Here is a 23,889-nt window from a genome sequence, read left to right on the forward strand (position 1 = left end):
TCCGCATTCCCTACGGCCGGCGAGCACGCGGAACAGTGGATGCCGGAACAAGCCCGGCATGACGGAGTGGCGGTAATCATCGTCGCGGCAATTCTACGGTGATCAACGTGCCGGCGCCCGGTTCGGAGACCAGCTCGATCGTCCCACCATGCGCCTCCACGAACTGCTTGGCCAACGGCAAGCCCAACCCCAAAGCCCGATCCCCCATCGTCTTCGATTCCGCAAACCGGTCGAACGCATGCGCGACGGCTTCGGCATCCATCCCGGGCCCGTCATCCGACACCACAATCCGTGCGGACGTCGCGTTCCCGTCGGTATGCAACAGTACCCGCCCGCCATCCGGCGTCGCCGCGACCGCATGGCGCAAGAGGTGCTCGACGACCTCCTTCAACCGCTTCGCATTCCCGTTCACCCGCCCCGTCGACCGCGCCACCTCGACCGCGAAGTCGAGCTTCCGCCGCTTGGCGGATGGCAGGATCGTCTCGGCAGCTGCACGCACCGTGGTCGGCAGATCGACGTCAGTCCGATCCGTCTCCGCACGGTCGCTTTCCGCCCGCGTCAGGTCGAGCACGTCGTCGACCAGCAGCCCAAGCCGCTCGACCGATTCGAGGATTGCCCCGACATAGCCCTCGGCCTGCTTGGTCATCTTGCCGGCATAGCCGCCGTGCAGCATCTCCGCGAACCCGCTGATCGATGTCAACGGCGTGCGCAGCTCGTAGCTCATGTTGGCCACGAACGCGGTCTTCACCTTGTCCGCCGCCTCCAGCGCATTCGCGCGATCCCGCAGCGCCTGCTCGGCGCGGCGGCTGTCGGTGATGTCGAGCATCGTGAACAGCGCGTTCCCATCGGGCAGCGGCACGCCGGCGAATTCGAAATGCCGCCCGTCCGCAAACGCGACGCGGCCTCCACGCTGCTGCCGTTCGACCGTCGCCGACCGCACCAGGTCGGGGATCAGCGCCGACCGACCGGGTGTGAGCAGCTTGCCGCCGGCCGCCTCGGCGAACGCATCGACGCGGGGATGCGAGGCGAGGAACTCCTCCTCCAGCCCCCAGAGCAGGCGGAAGCGGTTGTTCCAGAGCTGCAACCGCCCATCGGCTGCGAACACGCCAAGCGCCTCGAACAGATTGTCGAATGTCGCCGTCCGCACCCGCAGCAAAGTATCGCGCGCGCTGGCGAGCTGGACCTGCTCGGTGCGATCCTCGAAGATCAGCAACAGGCCGCCATCGGGCAAAGGTTGCGCGACGACGCGGAGGTGCGTGCCGCCGCGAAGGTGCCAGTTCTCCTCCATAGCGCCGCCGCCGGGCGAGCCACCGGTCTGCATGAACCAGTCGCGCCGCTCCGCCTTCCAGCTCGGGAAATCGCGCACCTCGGGCAGGCGGTTGGCCTCGCGCATCCGCTCGAGCACACGGTCGAACTCGGGGCGATCGGCGAGCCATTCGCTGCGCATCGCGAACATCCGCCGGAACGGCTGGTTGCAGAACACGAGCGAGCGATCGCCGCCAAACTGCGCCACGCCCGCCGACAGCCGATCGAGCATCGCGCGCTGCGCCTCGGCAAAGCGCTTCGCCCCCGACCGCGCCTGCTCAAGCTCCTCGATATCGATCGCGAACCCGGCCACGCCGCCGCTTGGCAACGGCACGTCGTAGATCTGCAACGACCGGCGCGCGCCGTCGATCGTCGCCGGCAGGACCTGCTGATGCGGCCGCCCCTGCTCGCGCGCGACCGCGGCGCCGGCGAGCGGCCCGCCCCGCCCTGATCCCTCGACCAGTTCGAGCCCCCGCGCGACGACATCGGCAGCGTCACGCCCCTCGACCGCGTCGACATAGGCCGAGTTGACCATCGCCAGCCGCAGGTCGGTCGCGCGGTACCACATCGGCATCGGCGCGGCTTCGATCAGCCCGGTCAACGACTCATACGCCTCGCCGAGCCGCGCAGTCTCCGCCCCAAGCCGGGCGATCTCCGCCTCGCTGTCGGTCGCATCGAACGCCCAGAGCAACACGGCCCCCGTAGCGCCCATCTCGCCCGGCGCACGCCCCCCGCGAAACGTGATCGCCCGCGTCGAGCCCTGCAGGCGCACCGACCGCACGAACCCCCGCCCCGACCGCTGCGCCGCCGTCACATCCGCGATCAACCGCGCCGCATCGTCCGGTGATAGCCCCGTGCCCCCCGTCGCCAACTCCGCCAGCGACCGCGGCGGTACGTCCAGCCCCAGCCAGTCCGCCATCCGCTGCGTCATCTCGATCCGCCCGCCCGACCGGATTACCGTCACCAGCGCGGGCGATCCGTCGAGCAGCGTGCGTAGCTGGACGCTTGCCTCGAGCGTCTTCGCGGCGGCATTGCGCGCACGGACCCCGACGAACAACAGCACGCCACTCGCCGCGACCAGCGCCAGCAGAAGCACGCCCGCCAGCATCGCCATCCCGGGGACAAGCGTGATCATCGTGGAGCGGACGAGAGACGGAGCGAGATCATCGCCACCCGTCTAAGCGTGCCGATGCCGATGGGGAAGACGGATGGGGAATAGCAGCCTGCGATTCTCGTCGCATAGCGTGCGTCGACCGCCCTACCACGCGAAAGCCCCGAATAAGTCTGCAACCTTGCCAGAGTGTTGCAAGGAAGAAACACCGCGCAATAATCGGTCGCGGCTCGTCGCAAGAGAATGGCAGAGCTCGTGTCCCAGCCTTAGGCGGCGTCGCATTGACGAATGACAGCGCCGTTGTCGTTTCGCCCGAACCGCAAGCAGGATGTCCCCAATGCAGACATATCGCCGTCGTTTGCTCGCCACGACATTGTTCGTGGGTGCCGTTGCCCTTGCCGCCCCTGCCGTCGCCCAGGTCGCTCCGACCGAAGCGCCCGCGACCGACCCGATGGCAGCGCAGCCGCCAGTCGACCAGACGACGGCACAGTCCGCAGCCGATCCCGCCGCGCAGGCGACCGGCGGTGCCGCGCAGGGTGACGAACCCGCCGGCGATATCGTCGTCACGGGTTCGCGCATCTCGTCGCCGTCGGCCACCGCGGCATCACCGCTGCAGTCGATCAGCGCCGACCTGATCCGCCAGTCCGGCGCGGTCAACGTCCAGGACGTCCTGCTGCAGAACCCGACGTTCGGCGCCCCCGGCATCAGCCGCACCAATTCGAGCTTCGCGACCCAGTCGGCCGGCGTCGCGACGGTCAACCTGCGCAACCTCGGTGAGGATCGTACGCTCGTCCTCGTCAACGGTCGTCGCTTCGTCTCGGGCGTTCCCGGCAGCAGCGCGGTCGATCTCAACGTCATCCCCGCACAGTTCCTCGAGCGGACCGACATCCTCACCGGCGGCGCGTCGGCCGTGTACGGTTCGGACGCCGTCGCGGGCGTCGTCAACTTCGTTTACAAGACCAAGTTCGACGGCCTGAACATCGATGCACAGCAGGGCATCTCGCAATATGGCGATGGTTCAGATCGCCAGATCAACTTGCTCGCCGGCAAGAACTTCGCCGATGGTCGCGGCAACATCATGCTGTTCGGCGGCTATTCGAAGCAGGGTACCGTCCTGAAGAAGGACCGCTCGACCGAAGCCGGTTCGAGCGCGATCGACCGTACCAGCGCCACGCTGACCCCGAACGATCCGGAAGTCCTGCTGTCGGGCTTCATCCCCGGCGGCCGCTTCTACGCCGGCGATCAGACGTTCAGCTACGGCACCGACAATACGCTCCGCAATTGCACCACGGTCAGCTGCGGCGGCTTCAACCGCTCCGACTCGCGCTATCTCGCCGTACCGGTCGAGCGCTATCTTGCCGCCGGTCGCGCGAACTACGAAGTCTCGCCGGCCGCCAACTTCTTCGTCGAGGGCAACTACGCCAAGACCAAGGCGCGCACCAACATCGAGGCGTTCCCGCTCAGCTCGGATCTCGTCAACATCGCTACCGGCGGCCAGGTGCCGATCCAGACCGTCGTCGGCGGCGCGACTTTCCGCAATCCGTATGTGCCCGACGCGATCTTCAACGCGGCGACCGACACCGACGGCGATGGCCTGAAGGACATCTACTTCGATCGTCGCCTCACCGATTTCGGTCCCCGCACGAGCAGCGCGACGCGCGACATGTTTCGCATTGCCGGCGGCGTGAACGGCAAGTTCCTCGACGATCGCTTCAACTACGAAGTCTATGGCATCTATGGCCAGACCATCGAGAACCAGACCGGCAACGGCCAGTATGACAGCACCAAGTTCACTCAGGCGCTGAATTCGTACCGCGATCCGGCAACCGGCCAGATCGTCTGCGCCGATCCCGCAGCACGCGCAGCCGGCTGCGTTCCTGCGAACATCTACGGCATCAACGCACTCGCGCCGGCCGCCGACTACCTCGCGGTGCCGACGTCATTGCGGTCGAAGATCACGCAGACGGTCGCCGGTGCGAACGTGTCGGGCAAGCTGTTCTCGCTGTTCGGCGCGGACCCGGTCGGCTTCAGCGTCGGTACCGAATATCGCCGCGAGAGCAGCAGCAACACGTTCGATCTGCTCACACAGCAGGGCCTTAACGGCAACAACGCGCTGCCGTCGACGAGCGGCAGTTTCGACCTGATCGAAGGCTTTGCCGAGACGATCGTGCCGCTGCTTCAGGACCGTCCGTTCTTCCATTCGCTGTCGGTACGCGGCGCGGTCCGGGTGTCGAACTATTCGACCGTCGGCACCACGGTCAGCTACAATTACGGTGGCGAATGGGCGCCGATCCAAGACGTCCGCTTCCGCGTTATGCAGGCACGCTCGGTGCGCGCGCCGAACGTGAACGAGCTGTTCCAGCCTGCCCAGCAGGATTTCCCGACCGGTCTCCAGGATCCCTGCGCAGGCGTGACGGCAACCACCGCCGGCACGCTCGGCACGCAGTGCCGTGGCGCCGCCGGGGTCGCTGCCAACATTGCCGCGAACGGTGCGTTCGCGGTCAACCAGGCCGATCTCCAGGGCATCACCAGCTTCGGCGGTGGCAACCCTGCACTGCAGGAAGAGAAGGGCAATTCGTTCACGGCGGGCGTGGTCATCAACCCGCGCTCGGTCGCCGGTCTACGCAATCTCGTCGTCAGCGTCGATTACTTCAACATCAAGATCGACGACGCGATCGTCACGACGCCGCTCCAGTTCATCCTGAACCAGTGCTACAACTCGGCGATCCAGCAATATTGCGACCTGGTCGTCCGTCGTCCGACCGTATCAGGCCCGAACAGCGCCGGTTCGCTCGACGAGGTGAACACGTCGCCGAGCAACAGCGGCGGCGCAAAGACTTCTGGTATCGACGTCGCGGTCGACTGGCGTTCGAACCTGTCGTCGCTCGGCCTGGGCGGCGATCTTACGCTGCATGGTGCCTACACGCATCTGATCAGCGGCTACAATGTACCTTTGCCGGGCTCAGCTCGCGACTATTTCGCGGGTGAGGTCGGTACCGATATCGCGGCGCCTCGCGACAAGTTCAGCATCACATCCGGGTATGATATCGCTGGCATTGGCCTCACGCTGACAGGTACGTGGCTGAGCCAGGCGAGCCTTGACGACCAGCTGACCGGCGTTCGTCCAGGCAGCGATCTTCAGTACCGCACGCGCCCGCAGTTCTATCTCGACTCGCAGGTGCGCTTCCGGACCAACGACGGCTTTGAATTCTATGTTGGTGGCTCGAACCTGCTGAACAACAAGCCGCCATTCATTGCCGACATCGGCGGGAGTGCAGGGCAGGATACGAATACCTCGATCTACGATCCGCTCGGCCGTCGTTATTATGCAGGCGTTCGTATGTCGTTCTAAGCGACCTTCGCGATCGAACCGAAGAGGGGGGCCGGAAACGGCTCCCCTTTTTTATTGCAGCAAAGGTAAGTATCTCTGTCGCGTTGAATCGAGACTGACGATCTCTGCCACGGGAGTATTGCAGATGAACTGGGTACCGGGAATTGCGGCGATGGCACTGGCGGCTTCGGGCCTGGCAGCCGGTCAACCGGCCGCCGGCACGACCGGCGTCTTGCGGGTGAAGGACGTGGGCCGGTTGGTTTCCGTCAAGCCTGGATCCGAAATCCGGATCGCGTTGCCGTCTGTCATTGGCACGAGCTATCGGTGGCGGATATTAACGGCGAAGCGGGTGACGCTCGCGGCCCCCATCACGATGATCGACGATCCGGATCGCTCGGTCGGAGCGCCCGGCTTACCGCAGGTCGCCTTGATCAGACTGCGCGCGCCATCGAGCGGAACCGCCAGCGTCTTGCTGGGCGAGGTGCGCGATGGCAGCGGCGGTGGAGCGGAGTCCAACTCGTACCGTTTCCGCTTCCGCGTCACGCCGTAATTACGGCCCATAACAAAAAGACCGCGCCCACCTGATGGTGGACGCGGCCCTTCACGCAGCGATCGCGGGTGCGATCAGTAGCGGTAATGGTCCGGCTTGAACGGGCCTTCGACCGGCACGCCGATGTAACCGGCCTGCTTGTCCGAGAGCTTCGACAGCTTCACGCCGAGCTTCTCGAGGTGGAGCATCGCGACCTTCTCGTCGAGGTGCTTCGGCAGGACGTACACTTCGTTCTTGTAGTTCTCGCCCTTGGTCCAGAGCTCGATCTGCGCGAGCGTCTGGTTGGTGAACGAGGCCGACATCACGAACGACGGGTGGCCGGTGGCGCAACCCAGGTTCACCAGGCGACCCTTCGCCAGGATGATGATCTGCTTGCCGTCCGGGAACTTCACCAGATCGGTGCCGGGCTTCACTTCGGTCCAGTCGTAGTTCGACAGCGCGGCGATCTGGATCTCCGAGTCGAAGTGACCGATGTTGCAGACGATCGACATCGGCTTCATCGCCTTCATGTGATCGGCGGTGATGACGTCGGCGTTGCCGGTCGCGGTGCAGAAGATGTCGGCGCGCGACACGGCCTCTTCCATCGTCACGACTTCGAAGCCCTCCATCGCCGCCTGCAATGCGCAGATCGGATCGACTTCGGTGACCATCACGCGCGCGCCGCCGTTGCGGAGCGACTGGGCCGAGCCCTTGCCGACGTCACCGAAACCGGCAACGCAGGCGACCTTGCCGGCGAGCATGACGTCGGTCGCGCGACGGATCGCGTCGACCAGCGATTCCTTGCAGCCGTAGAGGTTGTCGAACTTCGACTTGGTGACCGAGTCGTTGACGTTGATCGCGGGGAACGGCAGCTCGCCCTTCTTAGCGATCTCGTACAGGCGGTGGACGCCCGTGGTGGTCTCTTCCGAAACGCCCTTCAGGTTCTTGACGGTCTCGGTGAGGTAGCCCGGGTTCTTCGCGACGTACGCCTTGAGCGCACGCTGCATCTCGACCTCTTCCTCGTTCTCGGGCTCGGGCATCGTGTGGCCGGCTTCGAGCTTGGCGCCCCAGAGCGCGAACATCGTCGCGTCGCCGCCGTCATCGAGGATGATGTTGGCGGTCTGGCCTTCTACGTCGCGATCCCACTGGAAGATGTCGCCGACATAGTTCCAGTAATCGGCGAGCGTCTCGCCCTTGATCGCGAACACCGGCACGCCGGTTGCGGCGATCGCGGCGGCGGCATGATCCTGCGTCGAGAAGATGTTGCACGTCGCCCAACGGACGTCGGCGCCTAGCGCGGTCAGCGTCTCGATCAGGACGGCGGTCTGGATCGTCATGTGCAGCGAACCGGTGATCCGCGCGCCCTTGAGCGGCTGCGCGGCGCCGAATTCGGTGCGCAGCGACATCAGGCCGGGCATCTCGGTCTCGGCGATGTTGATCTCGGCGCGGCCGAAATCGGCGAGGCTGATGTCGGCGACGACATAGTCGGGCTTGCCGTCAGTTTTCTGGGGCGCGAGCGTGGTGGCCACGAGGATATCTCCTGGGAATAATCTTTGATCGGCGAGCCTCATGCCCGTGCCGGATGCCGTGCCACTTAGGGGATCGAGGGGCTCAAATCAAATATAAAGATATCTTTATATGATGGATCGACCTCCGACTGATTGCCGGTGCCGAAGCAAACTTTCCTCCCCCGCCAGGGGGAGGTGGCGCCGAAGGCGACGGAGGGGGAGGACACGGAACAGGGGTTTCCCTTACCCCCCCTCCGTCTGGCAAGAGCCAGCCACCTCCCCCTTGCGGGGGAGGATTGCACTACGCCCGGCCCGTCTCGGCGACGAGCAAGCGTGGGTCCACTCCTGCCTGTGCAAACGCATAGGTCCAGCGATCCTCCACCGCGGTATCGAACAACAGGTCGGTATCGCCGAGCACGTTGAACCACCCCGGCCGCGACAGTTCGCCCTCCAGCTGCCCACCATCCCAACCGGCATAGCCCAGCGCCACCACCCACTGCGACGGCCCCTTCCCTTCGGCGATCGCGCGCAGCACGTCGACCGTACTCGACAGCTTCCACCGCCCGGCGACGTCCACCGAATCCTGGCCGCCCCAGTCGGACGAATGCACCACGAAGCCACGGCGCGGCTCGACCGGTCCGCCGAAATGCACCGGCGCGTTGGGCGCGTCGCCGGGCTCGATCCCGAACTGTTCGAGCAGGTCATGGAAGCCCAGCCCGTCGATCGTCGCACCGATCCCGATCCCGATCGCGCCATTCTCGTCATGGCTGCACATCGCGATCACCGCGCGGGCAAAGCGCGGGTCGCTCATCCCCGGCATCGCGAGCAGGAATTGTCCCGAAAGAAAGGCCGTCTTGTCCATGCCGCGCAACATAGCGGCGCATACCCGCGGTCGCCACGCTTGAAATACCCGTGCTCGCGTCCAAGGTACGGCTCGCGCGAGACCAACTCGCGGCGACAGGAGATTTCATATGACGATCAGCGTCGGCGACCGCCTTCCCACCACCACTCTCGTAAAGGCCACCGCGGATGGCCCCGATCAGGTCGATACCGACAGCTTCTTTAAGGGCCGCAAGGTCGCGTTGTTCGCGGTCCCTGGCGCGTTCACCCCGACCTGCTCGGCGAAGCACCTCCCCGGCTTCGTCGAGAAGGAAGCCGAACTGAAGGCCAAGGGCGTCGACGAGATCGCCTGCGTGTCGGTCAACGACGCGTTCGTGATGGGCGCGTGGGGCAAGGCGGCGGGTGCCGGCGACATCACGATGCTGGCGGACGGCAATGGCGATTTCGCCAAGGCGATCGGCCTGACGATGGACGGTTCGGGCTATGGCATGGGCACGCGCAGCCAGCGTTACTCGATGCTGGTAAATGACGGCGTGGTCGAGCAGCTGAACGTCGAGGCTCCGGGCGAGTTCAAGGTGAGCTCGGCCGAGCATCTGCTCAGCGAGATCTAATCCTCCCCGGCACGGGGAGGGGGACCGTTCGCAAAGCGAATGGTGGAGGGGGCTCACCGCGACCGTTACGCTCGTGGAGCGCCCCCTCCGTCAGCCCAAGCGGGCTGCCACCTCCCCGACACGGGGAGGATTTAGGTGGTCTTGCCACCGTAACGTCCGCCACCTAACACTGCGCGATGACAATCGCATCCGACCTCGTCGCCGACCTCGACCGCCTCTACCGCGCCTCCGTCGAGCGCCTCCAAGCCGCCATGAGCGCCTATATCGCCGACGGCACGACGCCCGATCCGATCAGCCGCACCGATGGCTCGTTCGCCTATCCCGAGATCCGGCTCACCTATAAGGGCGGCGTCGATCGCCCCACGCCGCTGCGCTCGTTCGGCCGCATGGTCACGCCCGGCGAATACAAGATCAGCGTCACCAAGCCCGCGATCTTCGCCGAGTATCTGACCGAACAGCTGACCCTGCTGATCGAGGATTACGACGTCACCGTCGAAGCGGTCGAGGGTCGCCAGGAAATCCCGTTCCCCTATGTGATCGAACCCGGCCACGCGCTGAGCCTCGACGAGGTGTCCGCTACGGAGTTGTCACGCCACTTCCCCGCCACCGAGCTCGCGCATATCGGCGACGAGATCGCCGATGGGCTGTGGATCGCGCAGGACGAGACGCGGCCGCTCGCGCTGTTCGACGGGCTTCGCACCGATTTCAGCCTCGCCCGCCTGCGCCACTACATGGGCACGCCCGCCGAGCATGCGCAGCGCTTCGTGCTGTTCACCAACTATCACCGGTATGTCGACGAATTCGTCCGCTGGGCCGGCACGCAGCTTGGCGAGGGCTCACGTTTCACCAGCCTCTCGGGCGCAGGCGGGATCACGATCTCGTCGGGCGACGACATCGACAAGATCATCTCCGACAGCGCGTGGCGCCGCCACCAGATGCCCGCCTATCACCTGATGGCGGACGACCGCACCGGTATCACGCTCGTCAACATCGGCGTCGGTCCCTCGAACGCCAAGACGATCTGCGACCATCTCGCGGTTTTACGCCCGGAAGCATGGCTGATGATCGGCCATTGCGGCGGATTGCGGCCGAGCCAGCGGATCGGGGATTATGTGCTCGCACATGCGTATCTCCGCGACGATCATGTGCTCGACGACGTCCTCCCGCCTGAAATCCCGATTCCGGCGATTGCCGAGGTGCAACTGGCCATGGCCAAGGCCGCCGAGATCGTCTCGGGCCAGTCGGGCGAGGAACTCAAGCGGCGTCTGCGCACCGGCACGATCGTCACCACCGACGATCGCAACTGGGAGCTGCGATATTCGAAGTCGGCGCTCCGCTTCTCGCTCAGCCGCGCGGTCGGCATCGACATGGAGTCAGCCACCATCGCCGCGCAGGGCTATCGCTTCCGCGTCCCCTACGGCACGTTGCTGTGCGTCTCGGACAAGCCGCTTCACGGCGAATTGAAGCTGCCGGGCCAGGCCAACCGCTTCTACGAACGCGCGATCAGCGAGCATTTGCGGATCGGGATCGAGACCTGCGAGCAGCTGCGGCTCGAAGGTGCCAAGCTCCACAGCCGCAAGCTGCGCGCGTTCGACGAGCCGCCGTTCCGGTAAGGGGGCCGGCAAAAAGCGGAGCGGATCGGCCGGTAATGCGTTACGTATCCGGAATCATTTCTGAGGGAGCATAGCCGTGGCCGACACCGACACGCCCGATACGGACGCCAAGAAGCCCGTCACCCGCCGACGTGCGCCCCGCAAAGCCAGTGCTCCAAAGGCGGCACCGGCCACCGCGTCTTCCGTCAAGCCGGCCGCGGCAAAGCCTGTGCCCGTCGCCAAGGCCGCCGCGAAGCCGACCGTGGCCAAGCCTGCGGCAGCGGCTCCTGCCAAAGCTGCGCTTAAGCCGGCGCCAAAGCCACGCTCGACCAAGCGCAGCACCCCGCGTCCTGTCGCCGCGCGCAAGACGGCAACGCCTGCAACTGCTGCCAAGCCACCGGAAAAGACGCGCGGCAAATGGGGTGCCGCTGCGATCTTCAGCGGTGTTGCGGTCGCCGGTGCGGCGGTCGGCGCTTTGCTGACGCTGCGGGGGAGTACGCCGAAGGTTCCGGCCGCGCCCAAGCCCGATGGCAAGCACGCGCATCAGGCGGATGGGACGGACTCGTCGAAGTCGTTCGAGGCCGGGATTGCGGACGAAGGCACGGTCCCGGAGTAAGCTACTCACGCCAAGCAGCTCCACACACCCCGATAGCACGCCACCCCGGCGGAGGCCGGGGCCCAGTTGGGGGACGTTGCTAACGGAGCAACGGGCTTCGTTACTCAGGACGTTCCAACTGGGCCCCGGCCTTCGCCGGGGTGGTGCCAGTTATCCGGGACGGTGCAGGTTTATTGCAAGCTATAAGCCCAGTACTTTTACCGTTCCCCCGCGGAGGCGGGGGCCCAGCTAAACCAAGGGTGCGTTCGTAACCCTGGGCCCCCGCCTCCGCGGGGGAACTAGGAGTTAGCGGGCGAACGTCAGCTGGCGGGGGACCAACACTTCCCCCTCACCACCCAGCCGGCTTGCCCTTATTCTGCACGTCGAGCCATTTCTTCAATGGCGCGAAATACTCCACCAGCGCGGCACCCGACATCTCGCGGCTACCGGTGAACACCTGCAGCGCATCCGGCCACGGCTTCGACTGCCCCATGCTCAGCATCGCGTTCAGCTTCGTGCCGACCGCCTTGTCGCCGTAGAACGAGCAGCGATGCAGCGGCCCCTTCCAGCCCGACCGGTCGCACGCCGCCTTGTAGAACTGGAACTGCAACACCCGCGCCAGGAAGTAGCGCGTGTACGGCACCGCCGCCGGGATATGATACTTGGCGCCCGCGTCGAACTTGGTCTCGTCGCGTGCGACCGGGGGCTTGATGCCCTGATACTGAAGCCGCATGTGGTCCCATGCCGCCTGATAGCCGGTCGCCGGAATCTGCCCGGAGAACACGCCCCAGCGCCATTTGTCGATCAGCAACCCGAACGGCAGGAAAGCGACCTTGTCCATCGCTTGGCGCAGCAGCAGGCCGATGTCCTTGTCCGCGCTCGGCACCTTCGCCTGGTCGAGCAGCCCGATCTTCACGAGGTAATCCGGCGTGATCGACAGCGCGACGGTATCGCCGATCGCCTCGTGGAAACCATCGTTCGCGCCGTTCTTGTAGAGGAACGGCTGCGCCTTGTACGCGCGCTGATAGTAATTGTGGCCGAGCTCGTGGTGGATCGTGACGAAGTCGTCCGCGTTCACCTTTGTGCACATCTTGATCCGGATATCGTCCTGGTTGTCGAGGTCCCAGGCGGAGGCATGGCAGATCACGTCGCGGTCGGCGGGCTTGGTGATCTGCGACCGCTTCCAGAACGTCTCCGGCAGCGGCGCGAAGCCGAGCGACGAATAGAACCCCTCGCCCTGCTTCACCATCTTGAGCGGATCATAGCCCTTCGCCTTGAGCAACTCCCCGGTATCGAAACCCAGGTCCCCCGCGCCCTTCGGCGCGACGATGTCATAGATGTTGCCCCATTCCTGCGCCCACATGTTGCCGAGCAGGTCGCTGCGGATCGGCCCGGTCTTCGCCTGGACCGCATCGCCGTATTTCTCGTTCAGCTTCCACCGCGTGTAGGTGTGGAGCGCCATGTAGAGCGGCTCGACCTGCTTCCAGATCTTGTCGGTCAGCGCCGCGAACTGCTCGGGCGTCATGTCGTAGCCCGAGCGCCATAGCGCGCCGACGTCCTTGTAGCCGAGTTCGCGCGCGCCTTCGTTGGATATCGCGGTCATCTTGGCATAGTCGCCGCGCATCGGCGCGCCGACCTTGTCGTTCCAGCTGGTCCACATCTCGGTCAGCTTGACGGGATCGCGCGTCGAGCCCATCGCAGCTTCGATATCCGAGCCGTTGATCGGCTTTCCGTCGAGCGTGCCCATGCCCTTGCCATAGGACGACGACATCTTGGTGGTGAGCGTCGAGAGCTCGTCGGATGCGCCGGCGCGCGTCGGTGCCGGCAGCGTCAGCCCGCCGCGCAACAGGTCGAGCTTGCGCTTGGTGTCGAACGACAGCCCCGGGACGCTCGCATATTTGGCCGCGCCGAGTGCGTACTTCACGCCGAGATCGGTCATCTCCGCGCCGGATTTCGCCGCCAGCGCATCGGTATCGTCGGTGATGTAGGTCGCGTTGACCCACGCCACGCGCGACGCATCGACCGACTTTGCGGCGAACACGCGCTCGGCTTCGGCGACGAATGCATCCGCGTCGGCGACGGTGGGCTTGGCGGTCGGCTTGGCGGCAGCGGCGGAGGGCGTGGTCTGCGCGGCGGCAGGCACGGCGATCGCGCAGGCCAGCGCGATCAGAGAAGCATTACGGATCATTGGTTTCCCCTGGAACATGCGACCAGAGTGGTAGCCCGCCGCCGCCCGGTCAACCCGCCTGGGCCCTGATCCTTGCGATCCTCCCCCTTGCGGGGGAGGATCAAGGACATGGCGTCAGGCCGCCAGGAAGTCCGCGATCGCCTGACCCAGTTCCGGCTTCACCACCGCACTCATATGGCCGCCGGGCGTCTCGACATAGGTCCCATGCGGCAGCACCGCGGCCAGATCCGGGGCCGAGCCATTGTCCTGGTCCTCGCCTCCGCACACGACCAGCGTCGGCTGCTGGATCGCCTTCACGCTCTCCAAAGGCGTGTCGACGAACGTCTCGAGGATGCCGAGCAATGCCACCGGATCGCCGCCGGTAGTCTTCAGGAAGGCCTCGGCCAGCCATTCCGGCGTGCCCTGCACATGCTGACCGAGCCTAGTGAGGATGTTGCGGAAATGGCCGGCGCGGCGCGATGTCTGGGTCAGCCCCTCCAGGCCCATGCCGGAGAAGACAACCCGCCGTGGCGTCGCGCCCGTCGCCAGCATCCGCGACGTCGTCCGCGCGCCGAGCGAATAACCGCCCAGGTCATAGTCGGTCAGCCCGAGATGCGCGATCAACGCGTGCCCGTCCTGCGTCAGCGCATCCGCCGGATACGCCTCCAGCTCATGCGGCTTGTCGCTGGCACCATGCGCGCGCAGATCCGGCATGATCACCCGAAACCCCTTCGCGGCGATCTTGGCGGCGTGGCCGTAGCGGATCCAGTTGGTCTTCGCGTCCGAGAAATAGCCATGGATCAGCACGACCGCGCGTCCTTCACCGACCTCGTGCCACGCCAGCCGCGTGCCATCGAAGCTGTCGAAATAATGCGTATCGCTCGGGGTGCTGGCCACGGTCTCATCCTGCAATGGTGTCGCGGCCAGTTCGGAGCGCCGGCGCCGTCTGTCAACGTCCCCAAACGAAAACGGGCGACCCGAAGGCCGCCCGTCTCCACGTCTTCGGCAGCGGATCAGAACTGATAGCCGACCCCGCCCGAAGCGCCGGCCTTGCCCTGCGAGTCGTACGTGCCGCTCAGCTTCACCACGGTGTGCCCGTCGTTGAAGGCCTTCGACATGCCGACTGCGAAGGCCGACTGCCCGGCATAGGTGCCGCCACCGACCGCGATCATGCCCTTGCCCGCTTCATACGCTTGCGGCAGCCCGGCGGCGGCGAGTGCGCTCGACGTCCCGGCATAGCTGTCCCGACGCACCGAGCGAAGGTCGAAGGCGAGTGCCGCAATCCGCCCGTCGGTGTAGCTGTTCGCCTGTGTCACCGCCGAGTTGATGCCGGAGTTGAGCTGCCCGACATTAACCGCATCGGTGGTCGACACGCCCGCCGCGACGTTGCTCAGCACGGTGGCGGTGCCGCCTGCGTTGAACGTCACGTTGGTCCTCCCCGGGCCATACTGGACCGAGTTGCCACCCAGCGCCAAGGCGCTGTCCGCCGTCCCCTGCGCGGTCGCGACCGCCTGGTTGGTGGTGTAGAGCTGGCCACCATTGACCGCATCGGTCGATCCCGCGGCGAGCGTTGCGGCGGCGACGTTGCCGACGGTCACCGGTGCGGCCGCATTGCCACCCGCCAGCGTCACGGTGTTGGTCCGTGCACCGCTCGCATCGGTGTTGTACGACACCGCGTTCACGGTGGTCAGCGCCAGGGCGTACACCTGCCCGCCATTGACCGCATCGGTCGATCCCGCCGCGATCGAGCCGCCCGCGACGTTGTGCAGCCCGACCGGGGCCGTCGTCGCGCCGACCAGCGTGAGGTCGTTGGTCTTCGTCCCGCCGTTCGGCGTGGTGGGGCTTCCCGAGTTGGAATATTGCACGGGGCCGGTGCCGCCATTCGCGACCTGGTTGCCGAGGTTGGTGATCGCAGTCGTGTTGTTCGCGACCTGGACGTTGGTCGCGTTCAGCTGCGAGCCGTTGACCGCGTCGGTCGATCCGGCGGCGACGTTGCCCGCCGCAACGTTGGTGATCGTCGTCCCGCCGGCACCGCCGAGCGTGATCGTGGTCTTGGTGCCGTTGTCATATTGCACCGTGCTGTTGCCGAGCGCGGCGACCTGCGCCGCCACCCCGGCGACCTGCCCGACGTTCGCGGCATCGGTCGCTGCCGTGCCCGCCGCGACGTTGGTGATCTGCCGCTCGGCACCGGCCGAACCGACCGACACCTCGCCGACCGAGTTCTGCAACCCGCCAAGGCCCAGCGCCGCGTAGCCGAGCGTGCCACCGCGCAGCGCCGACGAGCCGGTGCCGATCGCGACACTGTTGTCGGCCGTCGCGGTTGCCTCAGGACCGATCGCGATGCTGTCGGTGCCGGTCACGCTGCTATCGCCGCGGGTCGAGAGTACCCGGAAATACCGGATCCCCGCCCCGCCGTTGATCGCGCCGTCGACCGCGTCGAACACCGACTGGACGTTGCCATATTGCACGCCGCCAAAGCCGATCGAGGCCAGCACGCTGTTAGTCGTCGCGTCATAGCTCGACAGGCCGCCGAGACCGGCAGCGACCGAGTTGCCGAGACCGACGAGTTGCCCGCCATTGACGGCTTCGGTCGATCCCACCGCCAGCGTTCCCGCAGCGACGTTGCCGAGCACCACCGGTGTGGCCCCTGCCCCGCCGAAGGTGACGCGCGAGCGGCTCAGATCGTCATATTGCACCGAGAGTGCGGCGAGGTTGCCGACCTGCCCGGACACCGTCGCCAGCTGGCCGCCATTGACCGCATCGGTCGATCCCGCCGCGACCACGCCGTTGCCGACATTGTGCAACGCGACTGCCCCCGCCGCGCCGCCGACCAGCGTGACGTCGTTCGAGGGCACGCCGCCATTGGGCGTGGTCGGTGCGCCTGCGCTCGAATATTGCAGCGCGCCGATGCCGCCATTGGTGATGCTGGTCGTCAGGTTGGTGACGTTGGTGTTGGTTGCGAACAGCTGGCTGCCGTTGACCGCCTCGGTCGAGGTCGCGCCCAGCGTCCCCGCCGCGACATTGCCGATCACGACCGGGGCCGCGCCCGTCCCGACGCCGCCCAGCGTGATCCGCGAGCGGCCGATGTCGTCATACTGCACCGCGAGCGCGGACAGCCCGCTGACCTGCCCCGAGACGCTGGCGAGCTGGCCGCCGTTCACCGCGTCGGTCGATCCGGTCGCGACCACGCCATCGGCGACGTTGTGCAAGCCGACCGGGCCCGCCGCCGCGCCGACCAGCGCGACGTCGTTGCTCGGTACGCCGCCATTGGGCGTGGTTGGCGTCGCGGCATTCGAATATTGCACCGCGCCGATCCCGCCATTGCTGATACTCGTTGTCAGGTTCGTCAACGCCGTGTTGGTGTTGGTGACGTTGGTGTTGGTCGCGAACAGCTGGCTGCCGTTCACCGCCTCGGTCGAGGTCGCACCCAGCGTGCCTGCCGCGACGTTGCCGAGCACCACCGATGGCGTACCGGCCCCGCCGAACGTCACGCGCGAGCGGCTGAGATCGTCGTACTGCACCGCCAGCCCGTTCAGCGTGCCGACCTGGCCGGAGACCAGCGCAAGCTGCCCGCCGTTGACCGCGTCGGTCGATCCGGTCGCAACCACGCCGTCGGCGACGTTGTGCAACGCGACCGCTCCTGCGGCACCGCCCACCAGCGTCGCGTCGTTGCTTGGCACGCCACCATTCGGCGTCGTCGGCGTTCCCGCGTTGGAATATTGCAGGGCACCGATCGCGCCATTGGCGATGTTGGTCGTGAGGTTCGTCACGTTGGTGTTGGTCGCGAACAGCTGGCTGCCGTTGACCGCGTCGGTCGAGGTGCCACCTAGCGTCCCGGCTGCGACGTTGCCGAGCCCGACCGGTGCCGCACCGACGCCGCCCAGCGTCACGCGGGCGCGGGTCGCATCGTCATACTGGACCGCCAGCGTGTTGAGCGTGCCGACCTGGTCGACGACCGTCGACAGCTGACCGCCGTTGACCGCATCGGTCGACCCCGTTGCGACGACACCCGCGGCGACATTGTGCAGCCCGACCGGCCCTGCAGCCACGCCGACCAGCGCGACGTCGTTACTCGGGATGCCGCCGTTCGGAACAGTCGGTGTCGCGGCGTTCGAATACTGGACCGCGCCGATCCCGCCATTGGTGATGTTGGTGGTCAGGGTGGTCAGCGCGGTGTTGGTGTTGGTGACGTTGGTATTGGTCGCGAACAACTGGCTGCCGTTGACGGCCTCGAGCGACGTCGTGCCGAGCGTGCCCGCCGCGACGTTGTCCAGTACGACTGGCGACGTCCCGGTCCCGAGACCACCCAGCGTCGCCCGCGCGCGGGTCGCGTCGTCATACTGGACGGCGAGGCCGGCAAGCGTGCCGACCTGGTCCGACACGGTCGACAATTGCCCGCCATTGACCGCGTCGGTCGATCCGGCGGCAACCACGCCATTGGCGACATTGTGCAACCGGACCGCGCCCGCCGCTCCACCGACCAGCGTCGCGTCGTTCGAGGGGATGCCACCGTTCGGCGTCGTCGGGGCACCTGCGCTCGAATATTGCAGCGCGCCGATCGCGCCATTGGCGATGTTGGTGGTGAGGTTGGTGACGTTGGTGTTGGTCGCGAACAGCTGGCTGCCGTTCACCGCATCGGTCGACGTCGCGCCGAGCGTGCCGGCCGCGACGTTGCGCAGTGCGGCGGCTGGCGCGCCGGTGCCGACCCCGCCGAGCGTCACGCTCGTCTTGGCCAGGTCATCATACTGGACCGCGCCACTTGCGACGGTGCCGATCTGCGCCTGCACGCCGGCAAGCTGGCCGACATTGACCGCATCGGTCGTTGCCGAGCCTGCCGCGACGTTGGTGATCTGGCGCTCGCCACCGGCCGTGCCGACCGACACCTCGCCCGCCGAGGTCTGCGCGGCGGCCAAGCCTAGCGCCGCATAGGGCCCCTGAGGTCCCCGCGCGGCAAGGCTGCCTGCACCAAGCGCGACACTGTTCGCGGCGGTTGCGTTCGCACCGGTGCCGAGCGCGATTGCGCCGGTTGCGTTGGCGCCGACCACCGATCCGGTACCGAGCGCGATCGCGCCCAGGGCCGTCGCATCCGTCCGCGATGAATTGCCGAACGCGATCGAATTGCCCTCGCCGGCGATCGCCTCCAGCCCGTTCGATCCGAGACCGGTGATGCGGTTGCCGCCGATCGCGATGCCTGCGGGGTTGCGCAGGGTGAAGCCATCGGCCTGCGAGTCGCAGCGATCCGACGGTCCGACGATCGTGCCGTTGGAGTTGAGCACCTGCAACGTGATCGGGTTGCCCGCCGCGGCATTGCTGAGCAGGCCCGCGACGTTGATGTTCAGCGGGGTCGCCGAGATCGGCAGAATGCCCAGCAGCGGCAAGGCGTTGACCAGGTTGTTGACGCCGGCAAGCAGCGGATTGACCGTACCCTGGATCGGCGTGACGACCCCGGTGATCACGGGCGACAGGATGTCGGTGACGACCGAGCGCGGCAGGCTGACGCCCGAGCATGCGCCCACGACGTTGAGCGGCGGCGCGATCTGCGCGGCGGCGGGCTGGGTCACGATCATGCCGGTCGCAGCCACGCCGATCAGCGACACACCATTGCGGAGGCGACGCAACACGCGCGCGCTGCTGGACGACATGCCGACGATCCCGAAGGCTCCCGACGTCGCAATGGCCTGGACATGCGGGCGAACAAACGCGTGAGACATCGAACAATCCTCCACTGGCACTGCATCCGCAGCGCGACCTTTTCCGGATCATCGACCGTTTACGGGCCCGACTACCGGAACGGGGTAATGTTCATCCCAAGATTACTAACAGTAAGTTACTTCAATAAATAAGAATAAACGAGGAACATGACAAGTATTGAGGCGTTCTATGTCTTGAATTCAATTCATAGCGGTTTCGAGTCAAAACCGTTTTTGTTGTAAATTGCAATATAGTGCTTGAGGCCACCGACCGGCGGCCGCGATTGATCGTTAATAGACAAACTCATTCTGACATATATCAATATTGCGGCGGATCGGTCGGCGCAAACCGGGTCTATCGTGCGCGATCGTCTCTCGACCTCGGCCGGATCGCGAATCATGAAAAAACCGCGTCGTCACGGCAAAGTGACGACGCGGTTTTGGTATTGCAGCACTGGTTCGGGGCGAACGCCCCGCCCAGATCAGGCCTTTTGCAGATGCCGGCGGCCGAGCAGTTCGGCGATCTGCACCGCGTTCAGCGCGGCGCCCTTGCGCAGGTTGTCGCTGACGCACCACAGGTTCAGGCCGTTCTCGACGGTCGGATCCTCGCGCACGCGGCTGATATAGGTCGCGAAGTCGCCGACGCACTCGATCGGCGTGATGTAGCCGCCGTCCTCGCGCTTATCGACCAGCATGATGCCGGGCGCCTCGCGGAGGATGTTCTGCGCTTCCTCGGCCGAGATCTCGTTCTCGAACTCGATGTTGATCGCTTCCGAATGGCCGACGAACACCGGCACGCGCACGCACGTCGCGGTGACCTTGATCCTCTTGTCGAGGATCTTCTTGGTCTCGACGACCATCTTCCACTCTTCCTTGGTCGAGCCGTCGTCGAGGAAGCTGTCGATGTGCGGGATCACGTTGAACGCGATCTGCTTGGTGAACTTCTTGGGTTCGGCCGGATCGCCGACGAAGATGTTGCGGCTCTGCTCGAACAGCTCGTCCATCCCCGCCTTGCCCGCGCCGGATACCGACTGGTAGGTCGAGACGACCACGCGCTTAATCACCGCGACGTCGTGCAGCGGCTTCAGCGCCACGACCATCTGCGCGGTCGAGCAGTTCGGGTTGGCGATGATGTTGCGGACCTTGTAGCCGTCGATCGCCTCGGGATTCACCTCGGGCACGATCAGCGGCACGTCGGGGTCCATGCGGTAGAGCGACGAATTGTCGATCACGACGCAGCCGGCGGCGGCGGCGATCGGTGCGTAGACGGCAGTGCCCTCCGAGCCGATCGCGAACAGCGCCATGTCCCAGCCGTTCCAGTCGAAATGCTCGATGTTCTGGCATTTGATCTGCTTGCCGGTGTCGCCGTAATCGACCATCAACCCCTGGCTGCGCGACGACGCGACGCAGGCGATCTCGTCGGCGGGAAACTCGCGCTCCGCCAGGATATTGAGCATCTCGCGCCCGACATTGCCGGTCGCGCCCGCGACCACCACCCGATAACCCATGTCTTAACTCCGATTGGACTTGGGCGCGCAGTACCGACGTTGCGTGGCAAGGTCCAACGGCTTTCGACTTGTTGCGCGGATAGAGGGAGTTTGGGGAGCTTTTGGTGATGGCCGCCCTTCCCTCCATGTTCTCCCGCAAATGCGGGAGTCCAGTTTGGACCCCCGCCTTCGCGGGGGAACAAGCCTATCTCTCTCCACAACCCCTAGAGTAGCACCACCGCGGCAGACGCCGGGGTGGTGCCCGTAGCGCTCGACGCTCTGCTCACATCGCGAGTAGATTCTTGAGATGCTTGGTGGAGTTGATGTCCAGTCTGGAGAGGAATGCGGACATTCGAGCAGTCGTCGGAGGCTTTTACCAGAGGATATGATCGGTAATCACGCCAAACCTGACGAGAAAGCCTAGCGACGCTCCTATAAAAAGGAGGGCCGCATACACAGTGATCGCTCGCGTCCGGCTTCGACGGTTTGTTTGATAGCTCATGCTTGATAACCTCGTCCCAGAGTCTGCTGCCAAAGTGACCGATTCAATCGATGTCCGCTTGTGGGCGTTTTCAGCCGCAGTTCGCGAGCATGTCGCGAGACGGTCGGATACCGACCGTCTCGACGAACCGCACCGGCGTTTACTTCGCCGAAGCTGGCGCCGCAGCAGGCGCCGCAGCAGGCGCCGCAGCAGGCGCAGTTTCGGCCACCGGCTTGTCCTTCACCGTCCGGTCGAGGAAGTTCAGGATCGTCCCCCAGACATGCTCGCTGATCCCCGGCCCGGACACCCGGTGCGTGTACCCAGGATAGAACATCATCTCGAACGGCGTCGCGGTCGCCTGCATCCGTGCGGCAACCTTGGTCGAATTGTCGAGGAACACATTGTCGTCCGCCATGCCGTGGATCAGCAGCAACGGATCGACGATCTTGTTCGCCTCCTCGACCGCCGCCGACGTCGCATAGCTCACCGGGTCCTTCGCCGGATCGCCCAGATACCGCTCGGTATAATGCGTGTCGTACAATTGCCAGTCGGTGACGGGCGCGCCGGACACGGCGGCGGCGTACACGCCCGGCGTCTTCTCCAGCATCTTCAGCGACATATAGCCGCCATACGACCAGCCATAAGTCGCGATCTTGCTCGGCTCCACGAACGGCAGCGACTTTAGATAGTTCGCGCCCGACAGCTGGTCCTCGACCTCGACCGTGCCCATCGCGTGATAGATCTGGTCCTCGAACGCCTTACCGCGATTATACGAGCCGCGGTTGTCGATCTTGAAATAGATCCAGCCGCGATCGACCAGATATTGCGGCAAACCGCCCTGCCAGCCGCGCGTGACTTGCTGGCCGGTGCCGGGGCCGCCGTAATGTTCGAAGAACACCGGATATTTCTTGCCCGGCTCCAATGGCGGCGTGATCATCTCGTAATAGAGAGTCATGCCGTTCTTGGCCTTCAGCGTGCCGAACTTGGTCTCCTGGTGGCTCGACAAATACGGATAGTACGGGTGCCCTTCGACCACCGCATTCTCGTTGATCCACGAGATCCGCTTGCCGGTCGCGTCCGCCAGATAGACCTGGGTCGGCTGCTTGGGGTTCGAGCGCGAGATGATGAAGCGGCTCGCGGCGGCATCCATCGTCGCGCTATTCCACCAGCCGGCTTCGGTCAGTTTGGTGATCGCATTCGGCTTGGCGACGTCGACCGAATAGAGCTGCTGCTCGAGCACGTCGTCCTTGTTGCCGAGGAAGAACAAGCGGCCCTTCGTCTCGTCCACACCGACCAGATCGGTGACGACCCAATCGCCTTTGGTGAGCTGCGTCCACTTGCCCGACGCGAACCGGTAGAGATGCCCGTAGCCGCTCCGCTCCGACCGCCAGATCAAGCTGCCGTCCTTGAGCACGTGATACGCATCGGACAGGTTGAGCCAGCTCTTCACGCCCGATTTCTCGGTGAACAGCACGGTCGACTTGCCCGTCGCCGGATCGACGCGCAGCATTTCCAGCAGCTTCTGGTCGCGGCTCTGGCGCTGGACCAGCAGCATCCGGCCATCCGGCGTCCAGTCTACCCGCGCAAGATAGATGTCGGGGTTGACGCCGAGATCGACCTTCACCTGCCCCGAGCCATCCGCTTTCATGATATACAGATCGACGAGCACGTTGGGCGTGCCGGCGGCGGGATAACGCTGCTCGTACACCTTGGTCCCGGTCGCGCCGATCGATGCGCGCGTCGCGGTGTGCACCGGCGCCTCGTCGAACCGCTCGACCGCGACATATTGTTCGTCGGGCGACCACCAGTATCCGGTGCGGCGATCCATTTCCTCCTGCGCGACGAATTCCGCCTCGCCGAAATGAACCGTGCCGCCCCCTCCTGTGGTGACCGCCCGCGCGGTGCCGCCGCTCAGCGGCTGGACGAAGACGTTCTGGTCGCGGACGAACGAGACGAAGCCGCCCTTGGGGCTGACTACAGGATTCAGTTCGCCGCCGGGCGTGTTGGTCAGCCGCGTTACCTTGCCGTCGAGTCCTGCGAGATACAGGTCGCCGTCGAGCGGCACGAGGATCGACTTGCCGTCGGGCGCCCAGTCATAGGCGACGATGCCCTTCTGACCCCCGATCCGCGCGCGCTCGCGCTGCATCTTCTCGGCTTCGGTCAGTTCGGCGCCGCTGCCGACGGTCTTCGAATCGACCAGCATGCGTGCCTGCCCGGTTGCGGTATCGACCGCCCATAGATCGAAGCGCTCCTTCTCGTCGTCGCGGTTGCGCAGCGAGGTCAGCAACGTGCCGTCGGGCGAAAGACGCACAGCACGAGGCTGCGATCCCGACAGGTCCGGATTGCCGAAGACGCGGGCCATCGTCAGGTCGCCGGGTCGGGCGGCCTCGGCTGGCCTTACCGGCGCGGGCGCGGGCGGCGCTACCGCCGGAGCCGCCTGATCAGCAGCCATCGCGGCGGTTCCGACCGAAGCAAGCGCAAGCCCGAGCAACCATGTTCGCATCCTGTAGACTCCGTGGGATCATCCCGCCGGATACCGCCCGGCGGCCCGAAGATGTTCGGTGGCGCGTTATCGCGACGGCATGAGGCGGCGTAAAGGGCGCATCGCAACGACGATCTCGACCATTCCGATTGCCGACCGA

General features: G+C 65.6%; 13 protein-coding genes. 5 read left to right on the plus strand and 8 right to left on the minus strand.

Annotation, left to right across the window (positions count from 1 at the left end; all coding sequences use genetic code 11):
• Positions 1 to 76 precede the first annotated feature (76 nt).
• Positions 77 to 2,440: a PAS-domain containing protein gene (locus VH567_RS01240; protein WP_423322484.1), complete on the minus strand. Its 2,364-nt coding sequence runs from the start codon at positions 2,438 to 2,440 to the stop codon at positions 77 to 79.
• A gap of 313 nt (positions 2,441 to 2,753) precedes the next feature.
• Between VH567_RS01240 and VH567_RS01245 the strand changes: the two genes are divergently transcribed.
• Together VH567_RS01245 and VH567_RS01250 are read left to right on the plus strand one after the other, a co-directional pair.
• The gene (locus VH567_RS01245; RefSeq protein WP_423322486.1) at positions 2,754 to 5,768 is read left to right on the plus strand and encodes a TonB-dependent receptor plug domain-containing protein; all 3,015 of its coding nucleotides are present in this window, start codon (positions 2,754 to 2,756) and stop codon (positions 5,766 to 5,768) included.
• Positions 5,769 to 5,892: 124 nt separating this feature from the next.
• Positions 5,893 to 6,297: a hypothetical protein gene (locus VH567_RS01250; protein ID WP_423322488.1), complete on the plus strand. Its 405-nt coding sequence runs from the start codon at positions 5,893 to 5,895 to the stop codon at positions 6,295 to 6,297.
• A gap of 74 nt (positions 6,298 to 6,371) precedes the next feature.
• Here the strand turns inward: VH567_RS01250 and ahcY are convergent, their stop codons facing one another.
• Together ahcY and VH567_RS01260 are read right to left on the minus strand one after the other, a co-directional pair.
• A complete protein-coding gene (gene ahcY / locus VH567_RS01255) occupies positions 6,372 to 7,805 on the minus strand; it encodes an adenosylhomocysteinase (RefSeq protein WP_423322490.1) in 1,434 nt (477 codons plus the stop codon).
• A gap of 280 nt (positions 7,806 to 8,085) precedes the next feature.
• Complete coding sequence (locus VH567_RS01260) at positions 8,086 to 8,646, minus strand: YqgE/AlgH family protein (protein WP_423322492.1); 561 nt, start codon at positions 8,644 to 8,646, stop codon at positions 8,086 to 8,088.
• 109 nt (positions 8,647 to 8,755) lie between these two features.
• On the opposite strand from VH567_RS01260, the gene VH567_RS01265 reads away from it, so the two are divergent.
• The 3 genes from VH567_RS01265 (at position 8,756) to VH567_RS01275 (ending at position 11,443) form a co-directional block, all read left to right on the plus strand.
• Positions 8,756 to 9,235 carry a peroxiredoxin gene (locus VH567_RS01265; protein WP_423322494.1) on the plus strand — a complete coding sequence of 160 codons (480 nt, stop codon included), beginning with the start codon at positions 8,756 to 8,758 and terminating at the stop codon, positions 9,233 to 9,235.
• A gap of 176 nt (positions 9,236 to 9,411) precedes the next feature.
• On the plus strand, positions 9,412 to 10,848 hold the full coding sequence (locus VH567_RS01270; RefSeq protein WP_423322496.1) for an AMP nucleosidase: 1,437 nt from the start codon (positions 9,412 to 9,414) through the stop codon (positions 10,846 to 10,848).
• Positions 10,849 to 10,924: 76 nt separating this feature from the next.
• A complete protein-coding gene (locus VH567_RS01275) occupies positions 10,925 to 11,443 on the plus strand; it encodes a hypothetical protein (protein WP_423322498.1) in 519 nt (172 codons plus the stop codon).
• A gap of 328 nt (positions 11,444 to 11,771) precedes the next feature.
• On the opposite strand, the gene VH567_RS01280 is transcribed toward VH567_RS01275, so the two are convergent.
• From VH567_RS01280 to VH567_RS01300, 5 genes are all read right to left on the minus strand, one after another.
• Positions 11,772 to 13,610, minus strand: a complete 1,839-nt coding sequence (locus VH567_RS01280) for a M2 family metallopeptidase (RefSeq protein ID WP_423322500.1) — start codon at positions 13,608 to 13,610, stop codon at positions 11,772 to 11,774.
• 114 nt (positions 13,611 to 13,724) lie between these two features.
• Entirely contained in the window at positions 13,725 to 14,486 is a 762-nt protein-coding gene (locus VH567_RS01285) for an alpha/beta fold hydrolase (RefSeq protein WP_423322502.1), read from the minus strand.
• Between the two features lie 116 nt (positions 14,487 to 14,602).
• Positions 14,603 to 19,300, minus strand: coding sequence for a beta strand repeat-containing protein (locus VH567_RS01290; RefSeq protein WP_423322504.1), 4,698 nt, complete (start codon positions 19,298 to 19,300; stop codon positions 14,603 to 14,605).
• A 461-nt stretch (positions 19,301 to 19,761) separates the two neighbouring features.
• Positions 19,762 to 20,787 carry an aspartate-semialdehyde dehydrogenase gene (locus tag VH567_RS01295; protein WP_423322506.1) on the minus strand — a complete coding sequence of 342 codons (1,026 nt, stop codon included), beginning with the start codon at positions 20,785 to 20,787 and terminating at the stop codon, positions 19,762 to 19,764.
• 620 nt (positions 20,788 to 21,407) lie between these two features.
• Positions 21,408 to 23,750: a DPP IV N-terminal domain-containing protein gene (locus tag VH567_RS01300; protein WP_423322508.1), complete on the minus strand. Its 2,343-nt coding sequence runs from the start codon at positions 23,748 to 23,750 to the stop codon at positions 21,408 to 21,410.
• Between the last annotated feature and the right edge of the window lie 139 nt (positions 23,751 to 23,889).

It is taken from the genome of Sphingomonas sp. 4RDLI-65, assembly GCF_049472435.1.
In the GTDB taxonomy this organism is placed as follows: Bacteria; Pseudomonadota; Alphaproteobacteria; order Sphingomonadales; family Sphingomonadaceae; genus Sphingomonas.

Excerpts from the sequence above, each read along its gene's own strand:
- VH567_RS01280 (WP_423322500.1), bottom strand. The coding sequence starts at position 13,610 with ATGATCCGTAATGCTTCTCTGATCGCGCTGGCCTGCGCGATCGCCGTG.
- VH567_RS01260 (WP_423322492.1), bottom strand. The coding sequence starts at position 8,646 with ATGGACAAGACGGCCTTTCTTTCGGGACAATTCCTGCTCGCGATGCCG.
- VH567_RS01240 (WP_423322484.1), bottom strand. The coding sequence starts at position 2,440 with ATGATCACGCTTGTCCCCGGGATGGCGATGCTGGCGGGCGTGCTTCTG.
- VH567_RS01245 (WP_423322486.1), top strand. The coding sequence starts at position 2,754 with ATGCAGACATATCGCCGTCGTTTGCTCGCCACGACATTGTTCGTGGGT.
- VH567_RS01290 (WP_423322504.1), bottom strand. The coding sequence starts at position 19,300 with ATGTCTCACGCGTTTGTTCGCCCGCATGTCCAGGCCATTGCGACGTCG.
- VH567_RS01295 (WP_423322506.1), bottom strand. The coding sequence starts at position 20,787 with ATGGGTTATCGGGTGGTGGTCGCGGGCGCGACCGGCAATGTCGGGCGC.
- VH567_RS01270 (WP_423322496.1), top strand. The coding sequence starts at position 9,412 with ATGACAATCGCATCCGACCTCGTCGCCGACCTCGACCGCCTCTACCGC.
- VH567_RS01250 (WP_423322488.1), top strand. The coding sequence starts at position 5,893 with ATGAACTGGGTACCGGGAATTGCGGCGATGGCACTGGCGGCTTCGGGC.
- VH567_RS01300 (WP_423322508.1), bottom strand. The coding sequence starts at position 23,750 with ATGCGAACATGGTTGCTCGGGCTTGCGCTTGCTTCGGTCGGAACCGCC.
- VH567_RS01265 (WP_423322494.1), top strand. The coding sequence starts at position 8,756 with ATGACGATCAGCGTCGGCGACCGCCTTCCCACCACCACTCTCGTAAAG.